Below are 19,963 nucleotides of genomic sequence, written 5' to 3'. Positions count from 1 at the left end.
CATAAAAATACAATCGATTGTATTTTTAATTTTTTTGTATATTTGTTCAATGCAAAAACGGGATATATCATTTCAATGGAAATAAACAAGGTAACCATACACGATATTGCTAAGGCTTTGAATATAGATAGTTCTACGGTTTCAAGAGCTTTAAACAACAGCTCTAGGGTTACTGAGAAAACAAAATGCAAAATTGTTGAAAAAGCTCAAGAGTTAGGCTACCAACGTAATGTGGTGGCATCTAACTTAAGAAAAAGAGTTACCAATATTATTGGTGTAGTTGTGCCTAGAATATCGCGGCATTTCTTTTCTTCTGTCATCCAAGGGATTGAAGAAACAGCATACCTTGCCGGTTATAATGTGTTGATTTGCCAGTCTTTGGAGCAGCTTGAGCGGGAAAAACAAATTATAGACACTTTGGTGGCCAATAGGGTAGATGGTGTGCTTATTTCTATATCTATGGAAACTACAGATTATAGCCATTTACAACAATTAAACAGCAGCGGGGTGCCTTTGGTTTTTTTTGATAGGCATTGTAATATACCAAATACCAATAACGTGCTTATAGACGATTTTAAAGGCGGTTTTGTTGCCACACAGCATTTAATAAAAAGCGGATGTAAAAACGTGGTGCATTTTTCTGGCCCTCAAACCTTAGAGATATACAAAAACAGGTTTAAAGGGTATAAGGCCGCTTTAAAAAAGAACAATCTGCCTTTTAACGAACAGCTTGTGGTTTCTTCTAGTTTAATGGAGGACGATGGCGTTAAAAACGCTAAAAAATTGTTGAGCAAGAATTTGAATTTTGATGGCATTTTCTCTGCTAATGATGTTGCTGCCATAGGCGCTATGAAATATTTTGCAAGTAAAGGCATAAAAATACCTGAAGATATCGCTATTGTTGGTTTTAGTAACGAACCCATTTCAACGGTAATAAATCCTGCTTTAACAACCATTGACCAGCCCGGGTTTGAAATGGGTAAAAAGGCAACAGGGTTGTTGTTGGAGCATATTAAAAAACAAAGCAGGTCTTTACGTCCGCAAACCATAGTAATGGAGTCGAATTTAATAGAGCGCCAATCTTCAAAAAAATGAAAATTAAAAAACATATCGTGTATATGCTTTTTTGTTTGCTTACCGGTCTAGTGTTTGGTCAGCAAAAAGAAACAGAAAACAATAACAAGGCTTTAAAGTTTAAGAACTTTTCAATTAAAGAAGGCTTGTCTCAAAGCTCGGTACTTAGCATTATACAAGATAAAAAAGGCTTTTTGTGGTTTGGTACGCGCGATGGTTTAAATAAATACGATGGCAACGTGTTTACGGTATTCAGGTACCACTCTCAAGACAGCACAAGTTTAAGCAGTAGCTTTGTTAAGGCATTGCACGAAGATGCTAAAGGGAATTTATGGGTGGGCACTATTGATGGCCTTAATAAATTCTACAGAGAAACCAATACGTTTGAACGCTATAAAATTGAAACCCAAAAACAAGGCATAGAAAATTTTGAGATTTGGAGCATTGTTGAAGATGATAATGGATACCTATGGCTGGGAACCAACTTAGGTGTAAAACTATTTAACACCAAAACAGGTCTTTTTGAAAAGTTTGGCTTCAGTAAGTCTAATAACAAACTGTTTAAAGTGCCTAATAGGGCTTTATTGATTGCTAACCAAAACGAGTTGTGGATAAAAAACACAGCAACCATTGGAGTCTATAATTTAAAAACCAAAACTGTTAAGCATTATGCTTATCCTGAGAATTCGGCTGCAGAACTTAACGAAAATAATGTATCAGTACTTTACCAAGATAAAGAAAACAATATTTGGTTAGGCTTTAAAAACGGTCTTGCACTTTTAAATAAATTAACCGATGAGTTTGAGTTTTTTAGCTTAAAATCACAAAACCAAAAAGCCGTTACAGACCATGTACGCACTTTGCGCGAAGATTATTTGGGAAACCTTTGGATAGGAACATATAACGGAATTTATGTTTTAAATGCCAACAAAAAATCTATATCGCATGTTGTGCACGACGAAAACAACCCAAATAGCCTGAGCCAAAATTCCATCTACAAAATTTACCAAGATATTAAAGGCGATATGTGGATAGGTACTTACGCTGGCGGAATTAGTTATTACGACAGAAGTTATGATGTGTTCCAACATTTTTCGTCGGGCGCTAACAACACCAAACTTAACTACAAAGTTGTAAGCTCGATTATTGAGGACCCATACAATAATCTATGGATTGGTACAGAAGGCGGGGGTATTAACGTGTACAACAAAAAAACACAGCTTTATACATATTATGTGCATAATCCTGAAAACCCAAAAAGTTTAAGTGCCAATAATGTAAAGGCCATGATTCAAGATCGGGCAGGTAATTTTTGGATTGGTACACACGACGAGGGACTTAATTTTTTAAACCCCAATAATAAGCCTTTTCAATTTAAAAGATATAAAAACCACCCCAATTCTGCAAACAGTTTAAGCAATAACAGAATTATTTCATTATTTGAAGACCATAAAAATAATATATGGATAGGCACTTCGGGTGGCGGATTAAATGTTTTAAACCCTAAAACAAATAAAATAACCCGAATTAAGGATACTGAAAATCTGGCCGGTAAATTAATATACAACATAGCCAGAACCTCAAATAAAAATGAGCTTATAATAGCAAGTAGTAATGGTTTGTCTAAAATCAATATTGAAACCAAAACGCTTTCTAAAATAGATTTTTTAAGCAAAAAAAACGCACAAACCACCAACCCTGTACTTGCTGTTTTTGAAGATGAAAACAAAGGCCTTTGGATAGGTACTGAAGGAAACGGTTTGTATTATTTTAATACGGCCACTCAAGAAACAGCTATTTTTGATACTACAAGTGGGTTGCCCAACGATGTAATTTATGGTATTATACCAGATGATAACAACCATATTTGGTTAAGCACAAATTACGGATTAAGTCGAATTAATCTGCAAACCCATCAAATTAAAAATTTTAATGCCTCTGATGGCTTGCAAAGTAACGAATTTAACTATGGCGCCTATTTAAAAAACAAAAACGGCGAATTGCTATTTGGTGGTGCTAATGGGTTTAATGTTTTTAATCCCAATGATATTGTTGAAAACACTTTTGTACCTCCCGTTACCATAACATCTTTTAAAGTAAACAACAAGCCCTATTTAAACATTACCGATTCTACCGGCCTTATTACCTTAAAGCATAAGCAAAACGATTTTAATTTCGATTTTGTGGCCTTAAGCTTTTCGCAACCCAATAAAAACCAATATGCTTATAAATTAGAAGGCTTCGATAAAGATTGGAATTACATTGGTAATAAAAAATCGGCAACCTATACCAATTTAGATAGTGGCGACTATGTTTTTAAAGTAAAAGCTTCTAACAACGACGGGCTATGGAACGAAAAAGGCGCTGCCATATCTATAAACATTTTACCTGCGCCCTGGCTAACCTGGTGGGCCTATTTGCTTTATGCTATTATATTAACAGCTTTGGCTTTAGTAATTAGGAAGCTTGCTTTAATGCGAATTAAAGAACGCAACGAGCTTAAACAAGAGCGTCTTGAAAAAGAAAGGATTGAAGAAGTAAACAAATTAAAACTAGAGTTGTTTACTAATATATCTCACGATTTTAGAACCCCGCTAACCCTTATTTTGGGTCCATTGGAAAGGCTGCTGAAAACAGAAAACAAAGATAACTTTGTTAAAAAGCAACACCAAATCATGTACCGTAACGCCAGTGCTTTGATGGAGTTAATAAACCAGCTTTTAGATTTTAGGAAAAGCGAATCTGGTAAACTCCTATTATCGGCATCGCAAAATAATATTGTGCCCTTTGTAAAGAATATTAAATTGGCGTTTGATGATTTGGCAAGAGCAAAAAAAATTGATTTCTCGCTAACCTATAATGCTAAAGATATCGAGGTGTGGTTCGATCAAACCAAGCTAAAAAAAATTATTTTCAACCTATTGTCAAACGCGTTTAAATTTACCCCAGAAGGTGGTAAAATACAAATAGATATTTCCGTTTCAGGCAAATCCAATAAAAGCAAGACCAATAATTGGGTCAAGCTAAAAGTAACAGACAATGGCAGAGGTATTCCAAAAGCCAGCAGGAAATTTATTTTCGATAGGTTTTATCAATTGGGAGAGCGCTCGGGAACCGGCATTGGTTTGTCGCTCGCCAAAAACCTTGTAGAGCTGCATAAAGGCACCATAAAAGTTAAAAGCAACGAAAACAAAGGTGCGACTTTTACCGTGAAACTGCCATTGGGAAACAAGCATCTAACTAGTAGGCAAATGCTTGCAAGCCCGAAGCCAGATAACCAAACCAATAGGTTTAATCTAGAAAAAGCAGCCTATGTTGAAAAAGCAATTATCGAGCAAAAAGAACAAAATAAGATTGCAGATAAAACCACAGACAAATCTCTGGCATCTATTTTAATTGTTGAAGACAATGTTGAGCTTCGTACCTTTATTACATCGGTTTTCTTAAAAAAATATAATGTTTTCGAAGCCGAAAACGGCAAAATAGCTATAGAGATTGCAAGAAAACAAAACATCGATTTAATAGTAAGCGACCTGATGATGCCCGTTATGGATGGTATAGACCTGTGTAACGAAATTAAAACCAACATTAAAACCAGTCATATTCCAGTTGTTTTGCTTACGGCTAAAACATCTCAAGAAGACCAAAAAACGGGGTATCTAACTGGTGCCGATGCATATATTACAAAACCATTTGATGTAAATATTTTAGAGCTTAGGGTGGCTAATTTGTTAAAGTCCAGAAAAAGCCTAATTAATAAATTTAAAAAAGATATCATACTACAGCCAAAAGAGCTAACAATAACTTCGGCAGACGAGGTGTTTTTAAAAAAAGCTATTGAGGTTGTAGAACAAAACATATCCAACCCAGAGTTTTCAATAGCCAATTTTATAGACCAGATGGGAACCAGCCGTTCGGTACTTTACAGAAAACTAAAAGCGCTAACAGACCAGTCTATTTCAGAATTTATAAAAACTATAAAATTAAAACGAGCGGCGCAATTAATAAGTAAATCGGACATGAATATTTCTGAAATTGCTTTCGATTTAGGGTTTAACGACTTGAAGCATTTTAGAAAATCATTCAAAAAATTATTTAACGTCTTGCCTTCCCAATATCGAGATAACCATTAAAACCAAATGGGCAAAAGCATTTGGCTGTTAAATGTTAATGCTTTAAAATCAGTGCCATAAGCTAAACAAAAGTTTCATTGTTTATAAAAATGAACAGCTAACCGCTTCTAAAAGAGCTTTGTTTCCCCCTAAAAAAACAGAATTAGATTTTAAATTTACCTCTACAAACCAAACCTAATTATAAAATCTAAAAAACAAATTAATGAAAAATCATTTCAAGCTATTTTTAACAAAGCCAAAGCTTAGTAAAATGTTACCGCTTGCAACTTTGTTTATCGCATTGTGTAGCTTTTCCGCTAATGCACAAGTTAAAACCATAACAGGCATTGTAACAGACGAAATTGGTATGCCGCTTCCCGGTGCCAACGTCTTGGAAACAGGAACATTAAACGGGGCAACAACAGATTTTGATGGTAAATATACCATACAGATAACTTCGGGAGCTTCGCTTACTTTTAGTTATGTGGGTTACAAAACCCAGGTAATTGTGGTTACAGACCAAACAAAAATAGACTTGGTATTAAAACCAGACCTTCAGAAATTAGACGACATTGTGGTAATTGGTTACGGCTCGGTACAGAAAAAAGACCTCACGGGCTCTGTGGCTACTGTAAAAATGGATAAGCTAACCGAAGCGCCCGTTGCAAATTTTGATGAAGCCCTGGCAGGACGCGTAGCGGGCGTGCAAGTAAGTGCCGGCGGTGGCGAACCTGGAGCAGGTATGGATATTGTTATTAGGGGAGGAAATACGGTAAATGGCGATAACTCGCCTTTATATGTGATGGACGGTTTTATTATTGAAAACTTTAATCCCGGTCTTGTTGATCCTTCGGATATTGAAACCATGACTGTTTTAAAAGACGCTTCGGCAACTGCCATTTATGGGGTTCGTGGAGCCAACGGTGTTATTATTATTACAACAAAACGTGCTAAAGCTGGGAAAACAAAAATTAGTTACGAAACACGTTTAGATATAAAAAACGTTTCAAAAACATTGGATGTTTTGGAGCCTTACGAGTATATAAAGCTTTCCTCAGAAATTAACGAAAATGCCACAAGTACCAGATGGTTTTCTGTTTTTGATGAAGACCTTGGGCAAAGTGTTCAAGTAGGCGACCTTGAAGATTATAGAGGTGCAACTGGTAGAGATTGGCAAGACGAAGCTTTTAGAACAGCATATTCTAAAACCCACAAGCTTAACATCTCTAGCGGTAACGAAAAAACCAGAATCAATGCCTCGATAAATGCCGTTGAAGATCAAGGATCCTTATTAAAATCCGAATACAATAGGTTAAACGGAAGAATGACGGTAAACCATAAAATTAACGATAAGCTTGATTTAACCGCAGATGTGCTTTACACCAATTACACACAAGAAGGTCTTGATACCAAAGGAAATTCTTCGTATTCATTTTTAAGGAGTTTAGTAACTTACAGCAATGTGGCTAATAAATTTAGAGACTATCCACCAGGTTTTGATCCTTTAGATAATATAAGCGAAGATTTTGATGCCTTTAATATTGTGGTTTGGCACCCCATAGTATCTTTAAATAACGAATACAGAAAACGAGAAAACGACCAGTTTATAGGTAATTTAAGACTGAAATATAAAATTTCTCCAACCTTTAGATTTGAAACCAGAGCAAGTTTTAGCCGCCAATTTAGAAACACAGGTATCTTTAATAACAGTAAAACGGTTTATGGCCGATTATTAAGTAAAATTGATGGTATAAATGGTTCTTTAGATGAACAAAAATGGCGTAATTTCTCTACTGTAAATACTTTGAATTTTAAAAAGAAAATCAACAACCACTCTTTTGACGGATTGGTTGGGGTTACTTTAAATATTAGAAACACCTCAAGAACCCGTTTTAGATCCATAGACATTCCACAATACCTAGAAAACTTGGGCATCAATTCTTTAGATGGTGGAACTTTAGATAGTTCTGATGATGTTAGTGGTACAGCAGAATCAAGAATATTTTCTTTACTAGGTAGGTTTAATTATGGCTATAAAGGAAAGTATTTGTTTACGGCGTCTATAAGACGCGATGGGTCTTCAAACTTCCCTAAGCAAAACAGAATTGGGTATTTCCCATCGGCAGCTGTTTCGTGGAACGCAGATAAAGAAGATTTTATTAAAAATTTAAACATATTCTCGCAATTAAAGTTTAAAGCAGGTTACGGTAAAACAGGTAACGATAGAATTCCTGGTACCGCAAGATTTGAGTTTTTAACCGATAGCGATGCCTCTTACTTTTTTGGAGGGCAAACCGTACAAGGACAACGCCCTACAAGTTTTGGCGCTAACCCAGATTTGTTTTGGGAAACCACAGAGCAGTATAACGCCGGTTTAGATATGGGGTTCTTTGATGATAGACTGTCCTTATTGGTTGAAGTGTATCAAAAAGACACAAACGATCTTCTAATTAACGCCGATACAGCCTTGTCTCAAGGCTTTGAATCTGTCTGGACCAACACAGGGCAAGTAAGAAATAGAGGTTTAGAGTTAAGCTTAAATACGGTTAATGTGTCCACAAAAAACTTTAAGTGGACCTCAGATTTCAATATTTCTTTCAATCAAAACACCATTGTATCTTTACCAAATGGAAAACCCATTTTTGGTCAACCCAATTACTACAGATTGTTAAGCACTAATCAATTTCTTGTAGAAGAAGGGCAGCCTTTGGGTAATATGTTTGGTTATATATCCGATGGCGTTTATCAACCAACGGATTTTGAAAATTACGACCCTGAAGCTTCTACGCACACCTTACTTCCTGGGCAAGCCAGCTACAGAAGCCACAGACCAGGAGACGAAAAATATAAAGATTTGAATGGCGATGGGCAAATTACAGGTGCCGATAAAACCATTATTGGCAATGCATTGCCTAAACACTTTGGAGGTTTTGGTAACACCTTTACCTATAAAAACTTTCAGTTAAGTGCGTTTTTACAATGGTCTTACGGCAACGATATTTTAAACGCCAACCGGTTGGTGCTTGAAGGTATGATTAACGGCGGCCAAAACCAATTGGCAACAACGCTTAATAGATGGACGCCAGAAAACCAAAATACCGATATGCATCGCGCAGGTGGCCAAGGTTTTCAAGATATTTCATCTCGTATAGTCGAAGACGGCTCGTACTTACGTTTAAAAACCGTTAATTTTTCTTATAATTTTTCAAAAGAAGTATTAGAGAAATTTAAATTAAACGGTTTAGAATTATATCTATCTGGACAAAACTTAATTACTTGGACTGATTATTCTGGTTTCGATCCAGAAGTATCGGTAGCGAGTTCGTTAATTACACCAGGTATCGATTATTCAGCATATCCAAAACACAGAACATTTAGTTTAGGTTTAAATGTTTCATTTTAAAAAAAATAAATCATGAAAATAAAATTCATATTAATAACAATCCTAAGTGCTTTTTTAATACAAGGCTGCGACGAGCAATTAGAAATAGCACAAGAAGACAACATTACTTCTGAAACCCTTTACGGTACACCAGCAGGTGCTTTAGCAGGATTAGCAGGGGCTTACAGTCGTGTAGTGGCCGTTTACAGAGAAGCAGTAATAAACGCTCAATATCCAACCAATTGGACAGATGAAGGATTATATAACAGAAAAGGGGCTCGCGATATGCGAAAAAATAACTTTACAGCATCAGAACCCATGTTAAGAGATATTTGGGGTACGTATTATGAAGGTATTTCGGCAGCAAACACCCTAATAGTGGGTCTTGAAAAATCGCCTTTAGAAACCCATGTAAAACAAGAGTTCACAGCTGAAGCACGGTTTTTAAGAGCATTTCTATATTTTGATGTGCAAAAAGCATTTGGAGGCATCCAAGGTGTGCCTATGCCATTAGAAGAAACCAATAAGCAATTGTTGCCAAGAACACCAGGTATAGATGTATTTAAGCAAATTGTTGCAGATTTAGAGTTTGCAGAACAATATTTGCCTAACGCAGCCGAAACCGTGGGAGGAAGAGCCAGTAAAAGTGCCGCTAGAGGCTTGTTGGCCAGAGCATACTTATATATGGCAAGCGCGCCTTTTAATCAGGCTGGAGCTTACGAGAAGGCAAGAGATTGGAGTAAGAAGGTTATAGACGATTCTTACCACGAATTAAACCCTAGTTATGCCGATATATTTAATGAATTGGCTAGAGGAAACTATGAAACCAAGGAAACATTATTTCAAATAGGATTTTCGTTTGCAGATTTAGACACCAATCAGTCCTCCAAAATAGGTTCTGCTTTTGGGATAAAATTTGATGATGAAGCGTGTGGCAGTGGAGATGCTTTTAAAGGTAAAGGTTTTGGATTAACTTATGCTACCGTTAGTTTGGTTTTAAAATACAGAGCAGACCTGAATGACGAAAGAGGACTTTGGAACACACTGCCGTATTTTAATAAAAGAAACGATAATTGCCAATTGGGGCTTATTAACAGCCAGTTTATGATTCCGGCATCAAAATATCGCAGATATCTAGAGCCTAATACAACCAATACAAGCTATGGGTCGCACCATTGGCCAGTGCTGCGTTTGTCAGAAATGTATTTAATATACGCCGAGGCGGTTAATAAAATAGCACCCGGCTCCAATGACGCATTGAATGCCGTTAACATGGTAAGAAATAGAGCTAATGCTACACCATTAAACTCAATTTCAGATGGTGCAATTCAAGAAGAGCGCTTGTTGGAATTATGCTTTGAAGGGCATCGTAAATACGATTTGGTTCGATGGGGGTTGCTAGAGCAAAAGGTAAACGAAACCAAAACAACCATGGAAACCTTGGCTGCAGACCCTAATTTTAATAATGAAGATTGGGTAACCATGGGAACGTTTGAGCTAGGTCCTAACGATATTCCTATATTTGGCAATGTGCCTATAAACACCAGCCCAAGAAGAAACGTAATGAATGCTTCTTTTGATTTTTATGATGGCTATAATGATTTTGATGCAAGCAAGCATTATATTCTTCCTATTCCAGAGCAAGAATTGGGCGTAAATACAAACATAAAACAAACCACAGGTTGGTAATCATACCAAATGAATTTTAAAATGATTTATAATAAATTCGAATTATGTTTTCTTTAGATGATATAGAAGCGGATTTAATCAATTATTTTGAAGTTTATATTGGTGTAAATAATAATAACTAAAAAATTACAAAATGAAAAAAGCAGTTTATGTATTAACAATGTTGCTTCTAATAAGCTTTACATTCCAGAGTTGCGAAGATCAAGAAGAAGTAACCGCTCCAGATTTTGAAGTTACTTTTAATACCACTGTAAAAGTGGGCGAACCCGTAGAGTTTAAAGTAATAAATGCACCTAATTTTTTATATTTTTATGCAGGCGATTTCGAGCATCAGTATAAATATAGAGACCGTACCAATGCCGAAGGCACCGTAACCATGTCTTTTTTAAATTCCCAAAAATGGGGTTTGGGCGATAATAAATCTGGGCTACTAACTGTTTGGTATTCAAGAGATTACGATGGTAGTGGTACTGCTGAAGGGGTAGGTAATGCCTCTTGGACAGAGATTTCAGATCGATTTAATATCTCCACCCTATACGATTTTACGCTACAAGAATCAGGTGTAGTGGACATAACAGATTTGGCTGATGGAAACCCTATTTATTTCGCATTCAAATATTTTTGCGACAACACCGCCACAAGACCAGCAGAATGGTATTTAGATGCCCTTAATATACAAATGGATGTAGCCGATGCACCAGCACCACTTACCGTGGCCACAGAAAAAGAGCCAGGGTTTAAGCCTGTTGATGTTCAAGGTGTCGATGGTCGTTGGAACGCCAATAAATGGTACTGGGACAGCAGTAAAGGAAGCGACGGTTTATGGAGAATGCGCGGCCAAGTTAAGGTGTCCGGAAGCTGGATAACCAACGAAGATTGGTTAATTACCAATGCCATTAATTTAACAAAAGTTGCACCAGACAAAGGAGAGGCCTTAAAAACATATTCTGAAAAACTAGACACTTTTCAATACACTTACACAAAAGCAGGCACCTATACCCTAACTTTTATTGGTAACAACGAAACCATACACGGGCAACAAGAAAAAATTCAAGAATACACCATTACCGTAACAGATTAAATAAACCACTTGTTTATACATCCCTAAAACGCTATAATAACATAGGTTTTAGGGATTTTTTTTGTGAATAAGCAAACTAATGGTTGTTAAACACGGCACGTTTATTTTATATTGGCTAATAAAACCCCTCTTTTTGAACAGCCAACCCTTTATTTAAATAATTAATTCTACTTAGTTTTATAAAAATCAAACTAATATCAGAAAACAATAAACAATTAAATATTTTATTATTATGAAAAAAACTACTTTACAATTAATGTTGTTTCTAACCTTAGGGCTGTTTGCATTTTCAATCAGCGCGCAAACAATTTACTACGAAGATTTTAGGTACGAGAATGAAGGCAGAGGATTTACCGTACAAAAAGTGGCCTTAGGAGGTCAAGCTGCAAACCAAGTTGGTAAAAGAGTAAGCGACGTTGTTGATGCTTCAGATTCTAGTCCTGCTTTTAATGAAAGCTCTAGACCAGCAAATAGAATACCTAATGGTGCTGTAAGACAGCAACGAACCATTGCGTTTACTAATACAAGTGGGTCTCCAGCTGACACTAATTACGAAATAGAAGCGTGGGCATTAATGACAAGCCAAGACCTTTCGTCTGCAAATGCTCCCAAAGTGTCGTTTTGGACCCAGCAACGTTATGTTGTTGGTGGTGGTGCAGCACTTACAGTTTGGGTTTCTGAAGACTATTCTCACGGAAGCGCCCCAAATACAGCCACTTGGACTAATGAAACCGCTAATATTACTGGTGCCATTGCAACTTCTGGAGTATCTCCTCAAACCTATGTTTTTGGCGAGTTAGATTTGTCAGCATATACCGGTAACTCTGTAACGGTAGCATTTAAAATGGAAACAGATAATTCGCCCTTTAATTCTGGTGTTAGCCAGCATGGAACATTTTATATTTCAGATGTAAGGTTTGATGCGGCACTAGAAGATGTTGCTAACGGTGCATTTTCTGCTTTAAACACGAGTTCGTCTGGGCAAACAAACATATTTAACACGCCTAGTGCTTCAATGTCCGATTCTAATTTTTCAAACACATCAAAATGGGCAGATGTTTTAACAACAGCCACATCGGTTCCTAGGTTGGCAAATGGCGTATTGATACCAATTGGAGAAGGTTACAAATTTGAAGTGGCTAGTAAATATAATCCAATTGCAGTTACCCAAGTAAGATATGTGTTGGCAAACGGTACATCTAATAAAGGTGCGCCAGATGAGTCTCAATGGATTGTTCAAGGAAGTAACGATGATACCAATTGGGACGATTTAAGTGCCGCAGTTGGTATGTTTAGTGGAAATAGTGGTGCTGGAAGCGAATACCCCATAACGTTAACAACATCACAGGCTTATAGGTACTATCGTTTTGTCTTGTCTAAAGCCTGGACACCCAATTCAAACTTTACAGCTTTGCAGCAATTAGACTTTACGGTAGACAATTCAGTTTTATCTACTGCCAATAATAAGTTAAGTCAAGCTTTAAAAGTGTATCCTAACCCTACAAACAGTATTTTAAATATAGGTACAAAAAGCACAAATGTTAACATAAAAAATGTAAAGCTTATTGATATTACCGGTAAAGTAATTTACTCAAATACCAATGCTAAACCCATAAATGTAAAAAACTATTCTAAAGGGTTATACCTCTTAAGGCTAGAATCTCAAGAAGGTGGCGTTTTAACTAAAAAAGTTGTTTTAAAATAGTATTTAAAAAAACAATTTATAGTTTTCCAAAAAAAAGGCCTCAACTGCATAGTTTTAATGTAGTTGAGGTTTTTTTATAAACTAAATACTCTTAAAATGAACAGCTATAACCACCTTAATGAACAACCATACCCACAGCCTTCCCTTTTTTATTAATCATCTTTGTTACTGGGCTTCGTATATTTAAGAAGACTTAAACACTAATATAATTTTTAAAATGAATAAAACCATGCGATTTAAAATGCTTCTTCTAATCGGTCTAATAAGTTTTGTAGGCTGTAAAAATTCAAATAAAACTAATAAAACCGAAACAATTTCTGTTTCAGAAAATACAATCGATATAGATTTACAAAAACAAATAAACGATTGCATAAATCAACTTGAAATTGCAGTTCCTAAACTAACAGACCTTACAAAACACCCGCGTTTAATCGATACCGATTCAACCGAATGGAAACAGGTAAACAACCATAAATTAATTTGGACCTCTGGTTTTTATCCCGGTGTGTTGTGGTATGCTTACAATGTAACAGGAAACAAACGCTGGAAAGACGAAGCCATAAAACGTACCGAGGTTTTCGAAGATTTTAAAAACATTACAGAGCACCACGATATTGGTTTTATGATGTTTCCTGCCTATGGCCTGGGTTACCAAATTGGAGATAAAAAAGAATATAAAGATATCTTATTAACATCAGCTGCGTCTTTGGCATCACGGTTTAACCCCAAAGTAGGCACCATAAGATCTTGGTCCAACAAAATGCATCCGCGTTGGCAACAGCATATTACAATTATAGACAATATGTTAAATTTAGAATTACTCTTTTGGGCCGCTAAAAACGGAGGCGATAAAAAGTTTTACGATATTGCTGTAAAGCATTCTGAAACCACAATGAAAAACCATTTTAGAGACGATTTAACCTCGTGGCACGTTTTAGAGTACGACTCAATTAATGGCAATATACTAAATAGGCACACCAAGCAAGGTTATGCCGATGACAGCCGTTGGTCGCGCGGGCAAGCATGGGGCGTGTATGGCTACATTATGGTTTACAAAGAAACTAAAGATAAAAAGTTTTTAGACTTTGCTAAAAAAATAACCGATAAGTATTTAGATCTCTTGCCCGAAGATATGGTGCCTGCCTGGGATTTTGATGTTCAAAACGACCCAAAAGAAGAAAAAGATGCCTCGGCAGCAGCTATTGTTGCCTCGGCATTACTAGATTTAAGCACTTTGGTTGAAGATAAAGCAGACCAAGATCGCTATTACAATGCGGCCGTAAAAATGCTGAAATCTTTAGGGTCTGAAAATTATTCTGCCGTTGGTAAAGCCGATTCGTTTTTATTGCATTCAACCGGAGCCAAATCATTAGGTCACGAAATAGATGTGGCATTAATTTATGCAGACTACTATTACATTGAAGCCTTATCGAGATTAAAAAAATTAAAAGCTAAAAAGTAAATTTTAATATGTTTAAAATGAATTGTTTAAAGGTTTTTTCGCTGGTTTTTATAGCAATAACTTTAGTTTCTTGTAAATCGGATTCCAAATCCGAAGCAACCAAAAACGAGAAACCCAACATCTTGTTTATTTTTCCCGATCAGTTCAGAAATGCATCGGTTGCCATTAATAATCAAGATCCGGTTTACACGCCCAATTTAGATAAATTGGGTAAAGAAGGTATGGTAATTTCCAACGCCATTAGCAACTATCCATTGTGCAGTCCATATCGCGGGATGTTAATGACGGGCAAGTTGCCATACAATAATTCGGTGCTTAGCAATGCCAATTCCAATCGCTATAAATACAACAATTCTTGGCGAAAGGAGGATATAAGTATTTCTGATGTTTTGGTAAAAAACGGTTACGATGCCGGTTATGTTGGCAAGCTGCATTTGCGTTCGCCAAAGCCCATTCCTGGTAAAGATACTGTGCTTTGGGACGCCTATCAACCTAAAGAATTGCGCCACGGTTTCAACTTCTGGTACGCCTACGGCACTTTCGATCAGCACAACACACCGCACTATTGGATAAACGATGCCAAAGAAGACGAATTGACTTATGTAAACGAGTGGTCGCCAAAACACGAAGCCGATGTGATTATCGATTATATTAAAAACCCATCAGCCAAAACCCGAAGCGCTAATAAGCCTTTTGCCTTATTTTGGTCTGTAAATCCACCGCATCCGCCGTATCAATATGTGCCGGAAAAATATTTAAAACATTACAGCGATAAAACATTAGATGAATTGTTAGTTAGAGATAATGTAAATTTAGATACCGATGCCGAAGATCTGGCCTTTCATTCTGGCGCCACAAGAAAGCGAACCCATTTAGCCAAAGAGCATGTACGAAACCATTTCGCTATGGTTACCGGTGTTGATGAGCAAATAGGGCGGGTTTTAAAAACTTTAAAAGACGAAGGTTTAGAAGAAAACACCATAGTTGTTATTACTTCAGATCATGGTGAGATGATGGGAAGCCACGGGTTAATGTCTAAAAACGTTTGGTTTGAAGAATCTATAAATGTGCCTTTCATTATAAAATGGCCAAAGAAAATTAAAGCAAATCAAAAAAGCGATTTAATAGTTAGTGCCACCGATATTATGCCAACACTGTTAAATTTAGTAGAAGCAACAGATGGTATTCCAACTAATTTAGATGGTCAAGATTTATCATCAATCCTTTTAAAGGACCAAGGCGACAAGCCCACATCGGCACTGTATTATTTTATTTTAGAAGGCCAACCACAATCGGGGCACCGCGGTATTAGAACCCACAAATATACTTACGTAATTACCATAGATAGTAATAATGTGGAACGCAAGTTTTTATACAATAACGAAAACGACCCATATCAATTAACCAACCTAATTGGTAAAGATGATGCCAATGAAAAAAGATTGCACGCAGAATTACTTAAAAACTTAAAGGAAAAGAAGGATCCTTGGTTAGATAAATACCAAAAATAATTAAATAATGAAATTGAGTGTATTTCATTTTTTTTCTAGTATAGACAAATCATTTATAGCTATTAAATTATGCACTCTAATAGTATTTGTATTACTTTTTGCTGGCAGTTGTATAAAAAAGGGTAATTCGGCAACCGCTTATAAAAGCAATTTTAATACCACAACTACAAGTTCTATAGACGCAACAGAATATTGGTCCAAAAATCCACAAGATTGGCAAATTTCAAGCCACGGAATAGAATGTTTGGTAAGTAACGAATCTCGAAAAATCCAATTGTTAACAAGACAATTGGGAACACAAGAGGGCAATTTGGAAATGACGGTACGGTTAGGTTTTTATAACAACAAAATTTCTAGTTTAAATAATAATTGGGCGGGTTTTAATTTGGGGTCGAAAGACAGGGTATTAAATTTTAATAACAAAACAGAATATAAACAAGGCATAAATATTGGTGTGTGTACAAATGGATCGTTGTTTATCGGTGCTCCAAGTCCAAATCATAAAAACGAAAATATTGTTGCGGCCTTAAAAAAAGGTATCGATTTAAACGTGTTAATATCAAAAGAAACAAATGGTTATGCCATCAATTTTTCAGTGCTCGAAATAGAAAAGGGTGAGGTTTTGGGGCATATTTCAAAAAAAAATATAACATCGGATAAATTTATTGGAAACCTGGAATTGGTAAGTAATTTTGTAACTGGCAAACCCAACAAGGTAAACCCGACAAAAAGCGTTTGGTTTAAAGATTGGGAAATTAAGGGAACCAAAGTTGTTAGGTTAAAAGATAAATAAATCTGAATTTAAAGCTTCAGGAATGGTAAAAAAAGCTTAAATATTTAGTTTAATAAAAAAAAAGACGGGCAAATGGCAAAATTAAAATGCTTTTCAAATAAAATAAAATCAATTCTGTTTTTAATGGGGCTGTTTATAAATGTAAGTTATGCACAAGATAATAAACCTGCTGTGGAATCTTTTGAAGATGAAAAGGTTTTAAATCAATACAAAGCATCAAACAGTAATTTATCGACAAGCGATGCCCATTTTAAATTTGGTAATAAAGCGCTGCAATGGACTTGGGCAGACAAAGCTTCGTTTGAAACCTCAAACTTTAAATTTTTAACACAAGATGAAAGCCCGCTAGCTTACGGCGACCATTTTCCTGCAAGCCCAACACTGCAAATGGACATTTATAACCAAAAACCTCAAAACGAAACCATTACCATTTCTTATGAAAAAGCTGGAAAAAAAGAAGTTTGGTTCGATATTACATTAAACTTTAAAGGCTGGCGCACCATTTGGGTACCTTTTTACGAAATGCAAGGTAATGCGCCAAAAAAAGGAGCTGCTGTAAATTACGATGTATTTAAAATTTCAACAAGCTCAAAAAGCGGCACCTTATTTTTTGACGATATTATTTTTTCGCAATATCAGGATGACAGGCACCAATACCCCGATGAAATTGTACCCTTCATAAAATCGAATTTAGATTTAGGCAAAGACCATTGGATGCCCTTAATAAGCAACTACAACCGCATTAAAAACCTTGAGGCTAAACCCATTTCTATGGCCATCCGGTTAGATTTAAAAAAGTTTGAACAGCTTATTGATGCAGATTTAACCATCGCAAAAAAATATAAGGTTTACATAAATTCGCTACGAGAAATGTATGCCGAATTACATTTAAAAGATAACGGTAAAACCGTTACAGGACCCCCGTTAACCTTTAATAGAAAACAATCGTTTTACGATAAAAACCAACAAGGTGCCAATAGATACAACGATGTAAAAAGCTTGGGTAAAGTATTAAAAAAACTAGCTAATTTTCACGATAGGGCAAACCCAACTGAAAAGGCTGAAATAGAAAGCATGTTTTTAACCGGAACAAAATATTTTTTAGACCAAGGTTGGCAAGCAGGTTCTAACGGTGGCACGAGGCACCACATAGGTTACAACGTTCGCGAAATTACCGAGGCCTTTTTTACCATGCGCCAATTTTTGTACAACAATGGCTTATTGCAAGAGGTTGGTAGCAGTTTGCATTGGTTGTTTAATTTAGGAATGTTGCTAGACGATGAGAGCAAATTCCATGTAAATATCGATTATTTAAACACCCAATCGTATTACCATTTAATGCTTATTTTTTTACTGGAATCTCAAGAAAAACAAGCCGCTTTATTACGGGCGTACTCAAAATACATGTCTATTACCTTGGCGCAACAAAACGAAGAATGGGGTTTTAAGGTAGATGGAACGGCGTGGCACCACAACGGGCATTATCCTGCCTATGGCATAGGGGCATTTCAAACCGTGCCAAAAGTAATAAACACATTAGCCAGAACACGATTTAGAATAGGAACTCAAGGACATAAAAATTTTAAAAAGGCATTTTTAGCGTCCAGAATTTATAGTCAGAAATTCGATTGGGGATTCGGAAATGCTGGCAGGCACCCATTAGACGGCAACAGTATAAAATCTTTAAAAGAACAGTTTTTGTTGATGGCCAATGCAGGAGATCCAACAGGAATGTCTAAAATAGACAAAGAGGTGGCTGCAGCATATTTAAGGCTTTGGGGAAAAGACGATATATTAAATACTACATTGTTTACCCAAGTTCACGGTATAAACCAAGAAGAACTCTCTGGTTTTTATACATTCCCTTACGCTGCCACTGCAGTAAAAAGAGAAAAAGATTGGGCCGCCATTATTAAGGGTTACAGCAAATATGTTTGGGCCTCCGAAATTTACGTCGCATCAAACAGGTACGGTAGGTATCCGGCCAACGGGACTATTCAATTATTAAATAGTAAAGGCGAAATAGGCAGCGGATTTAAACAAGAAGGTTGGGACTGGAACCGCTATCCGGGAGCAACTATTATTTATTTACCACTTGAAGAATTAGAAGCAAAAATGCCCTTAATTATGTTTCGGTCTAACGAATCTTTTGCCGGTACCGCAACATTAAATGGCAACGGTATTTTTGGAATGGTTTTAAACGAAGGCAAAGGGTCCAACGCCGATGGTCCAGAGACAAAAGTTGGTTTTCCCGGAAAACTAAAAGCAAAGAAATCTGTATTCTCTTTTGGCGATAAATTAATCTGTATTGGCACCAATATTTCTAGTGTTGATACTGAAAATGCAACACAAACCAATTTGTTCCAAACGTTTTTAAAAGATAAAAAGGATGCTATTTACACAGCTTCAAAAAAAATAACCAAGTTTCCTTTTCAGGGTGAATTAGCTAAAAACCCCGAAGCTAAAAACTGGATTATCGACCCTTACGGAAACGCCTATCACATGCTATCGAACAACACGATTCATTTTAAAAAGGAAAAACAACATTCATATCACAACAAATATTCTGTGAATACCGGTAAAATGAATCCGAAGGGAAAAGGGGCAAAAGAAACCCAAGGCAATTTTGCATCGGCATGGATTGACCACGGATTTGCACCAAAAAATGCCAATTACCAATATGTTGTTTACCCTTTTAACAACGAAGCTGAAATACATAATTTTGATAAACGTGTAGAAAACGATAAATCCTTCAACATCTTAAAAGCCGATAGTGTGGCGCATATTGTAAAGGATTTAAAAACCAATACCACCGGATACGTTGTTTTTAAGGCCGATGAAAATTTACAACACGGCATTTTAAAAACAGCCTCTAAACCGGTGTTGGTCATGGCAAAAAAGGAAGGCGTACAGCAAGCCACATTAAGCGTTGTGCAACCCGATTTAAACTTTCCGGAGCACAAAAAAGGGAAATTTAAAAATTACAGCCAGCCCCTAAAATTTACCATAACGGTTAACGGAAAGTGGTCTGCAGCAATAACAGATAATGTGCTTTCGGTTGAAAACACTTTAAACGAAACGCTTATTACTTTAGAGTTAAAAGATGGTTTGTCGCACGAAATCAAACTGCTTAAAATTTAAGTTTTACTAAGTT

General features: G+C 36.3%; 10 protein-coding genes. All 10 read left to right on the top strand.

The annotated features are described in order from the left end of the window. The first annotated feature begins 75 nt into the window (after positions 1-75). Positions 76-1,095 (top strand): LacI family DNA-binding transcriptional regulator, encoded by a 1,020-nt coding sequence (locus ACFSQS_RS14210; RefSeq protein WP_388020378.1) that lies wholly within the window; start codon positions 76-78, stop codon positions 1,093-1,095. Next, a complete protein-coding gene (locus ACFSQS_RS14205) occupies positions 1,092-5,207 on the top strand; it encodes a two-component regulator propeller domain-containing protein (protein ID WP_388020375.1) in 4,116 nt (1,371 codons plus the stop codon). The genes ACFSQS_RS14210 and ACFSQS_RS14205 overlap by 4 nt, the downstream gene beginning before the upstream one ends. A gap of 202 nt (positions 5,208-5,409) precedes the next feature. After that, positions 5,410-8,589: a SusC/RagA family TonB-linked outer membrane protein gene (locus tag ACFSQS_RS14200; protein WP_388020372.1), complete on the top strand. Its 3,180-nt coding sequence runs from the start codon at positions 5,410-5,412 to the stop codon at positions 8,587-8,589. A gap of 12 nt (positions 8,590-8,601) precedes the next feature. Beyond that, positions 8,602-10,257, top strand: a complete 1,656-nt coding sequence (locus tag ACFSQS_RS14195; RefSeq protein ID WP_388020369.1) for a RagB/SusD family nutrient uptake outer membrane protein — start codon at positions 8,602-8,604, stop codon at positions 10,255-10,257. 133 nt (positions 10,258-10,390) lie between these two features. Next, positions 10,391-11,338, top strand: a complete 948-nt coding sequence (locus tag ACFSQS_RS14190; RefSeq protein WP_388020366.1) for a DUF5017 domain-containing protein — start codon at positions 10,391-10,393, stop codon at positions 11,336-11,338. Positions 11,339-11,570: 232 nt separating this feature from the next. Then, positions 11,571-13,043 carry a T9SS type A sorting domain-containing protein gene (locus ACFSQS_RS14185; RefSeq protein WP_388020363.1) on the top strand — a complete coding sequence of 491 codons (1,473 nt, stop codon included), beginning with the start codon at positions 11,571-11,573 and terminating at the stop codon, positions 13,041-13,043. Between the two features lie 241 nt (positions 13,044-13,284). Beyond that, positions 13,285-14,505 carry a glucuronyl hydrolase gene (locus ACFSQS_RS14180; RefSeq protein WP_388020360.1) on the top strand — a complete coding sequence of 407 codons (1,221 nt, stop codon included), beginning with the start codon at positions 13,285-13,287 and terminating at the stop codon, positions 14,503-14,505. Between the two features lie 17 nt (positions 14,506-14,522). Beyond that, complete coding sequence (locus tag ACFSQS_RS14175) at positions 14,523-16,016, top strand: sulfatase family protein (protein WP_388020357.1); 1,494 nt, start codon at positions 14,523-14,525, stop codon at positions 16,014-16,016. A 7-nt stretch (positions 16,017-16,023) separates the two neighbouring features. Further along, complete coding sequence (locus ACFSQS_RS14170; protein WP_388020354.1) at positions 16,024-16,809, top strand: hypothetical protein; 786 nt, start codon at positions 16,024-16,026, stop codon at positions 16,807-16,809. A 72-nt stretch (positions 16,810-16,881) separates the two neighbouring features. After that, the gene (locus ACFSQS_RS14165; RefSeq protein ID WP_388020351.1) at positions 16,882-19,950 is read left to right on the top strand and encodes a chondroitinase family polysaccharide lyase; all 3,069 of its coding nucleotides are present in this window, start codon (positions 16,882-16,884) and stop codon (positions 19,948-19,950) included. The last annotated feature ends 13 nt before the right edge of the window (positions 19,951-19,963 follow it).

The organism is Gelatiniphilus marinus (assembly GCF_042684345.1).
Lineage (GTDB): Bacteria > Bacteroidota > Bacteroidia > Flavobacteriales > Flavobacteriaceae > Gelatiniphilus > Gelatiniphilus marinus.
This window is presented reverse-complemented; position numbering and strand designations above follow the sequence as displayed.

Coding starts and splice junctions, on each gene's coding strand:
- ACFSQS_RS14210 (WP_388020378.1), top strand. CDS start 76: ATGGAAATAAACAAGGTAACCATACACGATATTGCTAAGGCTTTGAAT.
- ACFSQS_RS14205 (WP_388020375.1), top strand. CDS start 1,092: ATGAAAATTAAAAAACATATCGTGTATATGCTTTTTTGTTTGCTTACC.
- ACFSQS_RS14200 (WP_388020372.1), top strand. CDS start 5,410: ATGAAAAATCATTTCAAGCTATTTTTAACAAAGCCAAAGCTTAGTAAA.
- ACFSQS_RS14195 (WP_388020369.1), top strand. CDS start 8,602: ATGAAAATAAAATTCATATTAATAACAATCCTAAGTGCTTTTTTAATA.
- ACFSQS_RS14190 (WP_388020366.1), top strand. CDS start 10,391: ATGAAAAAAGCAGTTTATGTATTAACAATGTTGCTTCTAATAAGCTTT.
- ACFSQS_RS14185 (WP_388020363.1), top strand. CDS start 11,571: ATGAAAAAAACTACTTTACAATTAATGTTGTTTCTAACCTTAGGGCTG.
- ACFSQS_RS14180 (WP_388020360.1), top strand. CDS start 13,285: ATGCTTCTTCTAATCGGTCTAATAAGTTTTGTAGGCTGTAAAAATTCA.
- ACFSQS_RS14175 (WP_388020357.1), top strand. CDS start 14,523: ATGAATTGTTTAAAGGTTTTTTCGCTGGTTTTTATAGCAATAACTTTA.
- ACFSQS_RS14170 (WP_388020354.1), top strand. CDS start 16,024: ATGAAATTGAGTGTATTTCATTTTTTTTCTAGTATAGACAAATCATTT.
- ACFSQS_RS14165 (WP_388020351.1), top strand. CDS start 16,882: ATGGCAAAATTAAAATGCTTTTCAAATAAAATAAAATCAATTCTGTTT.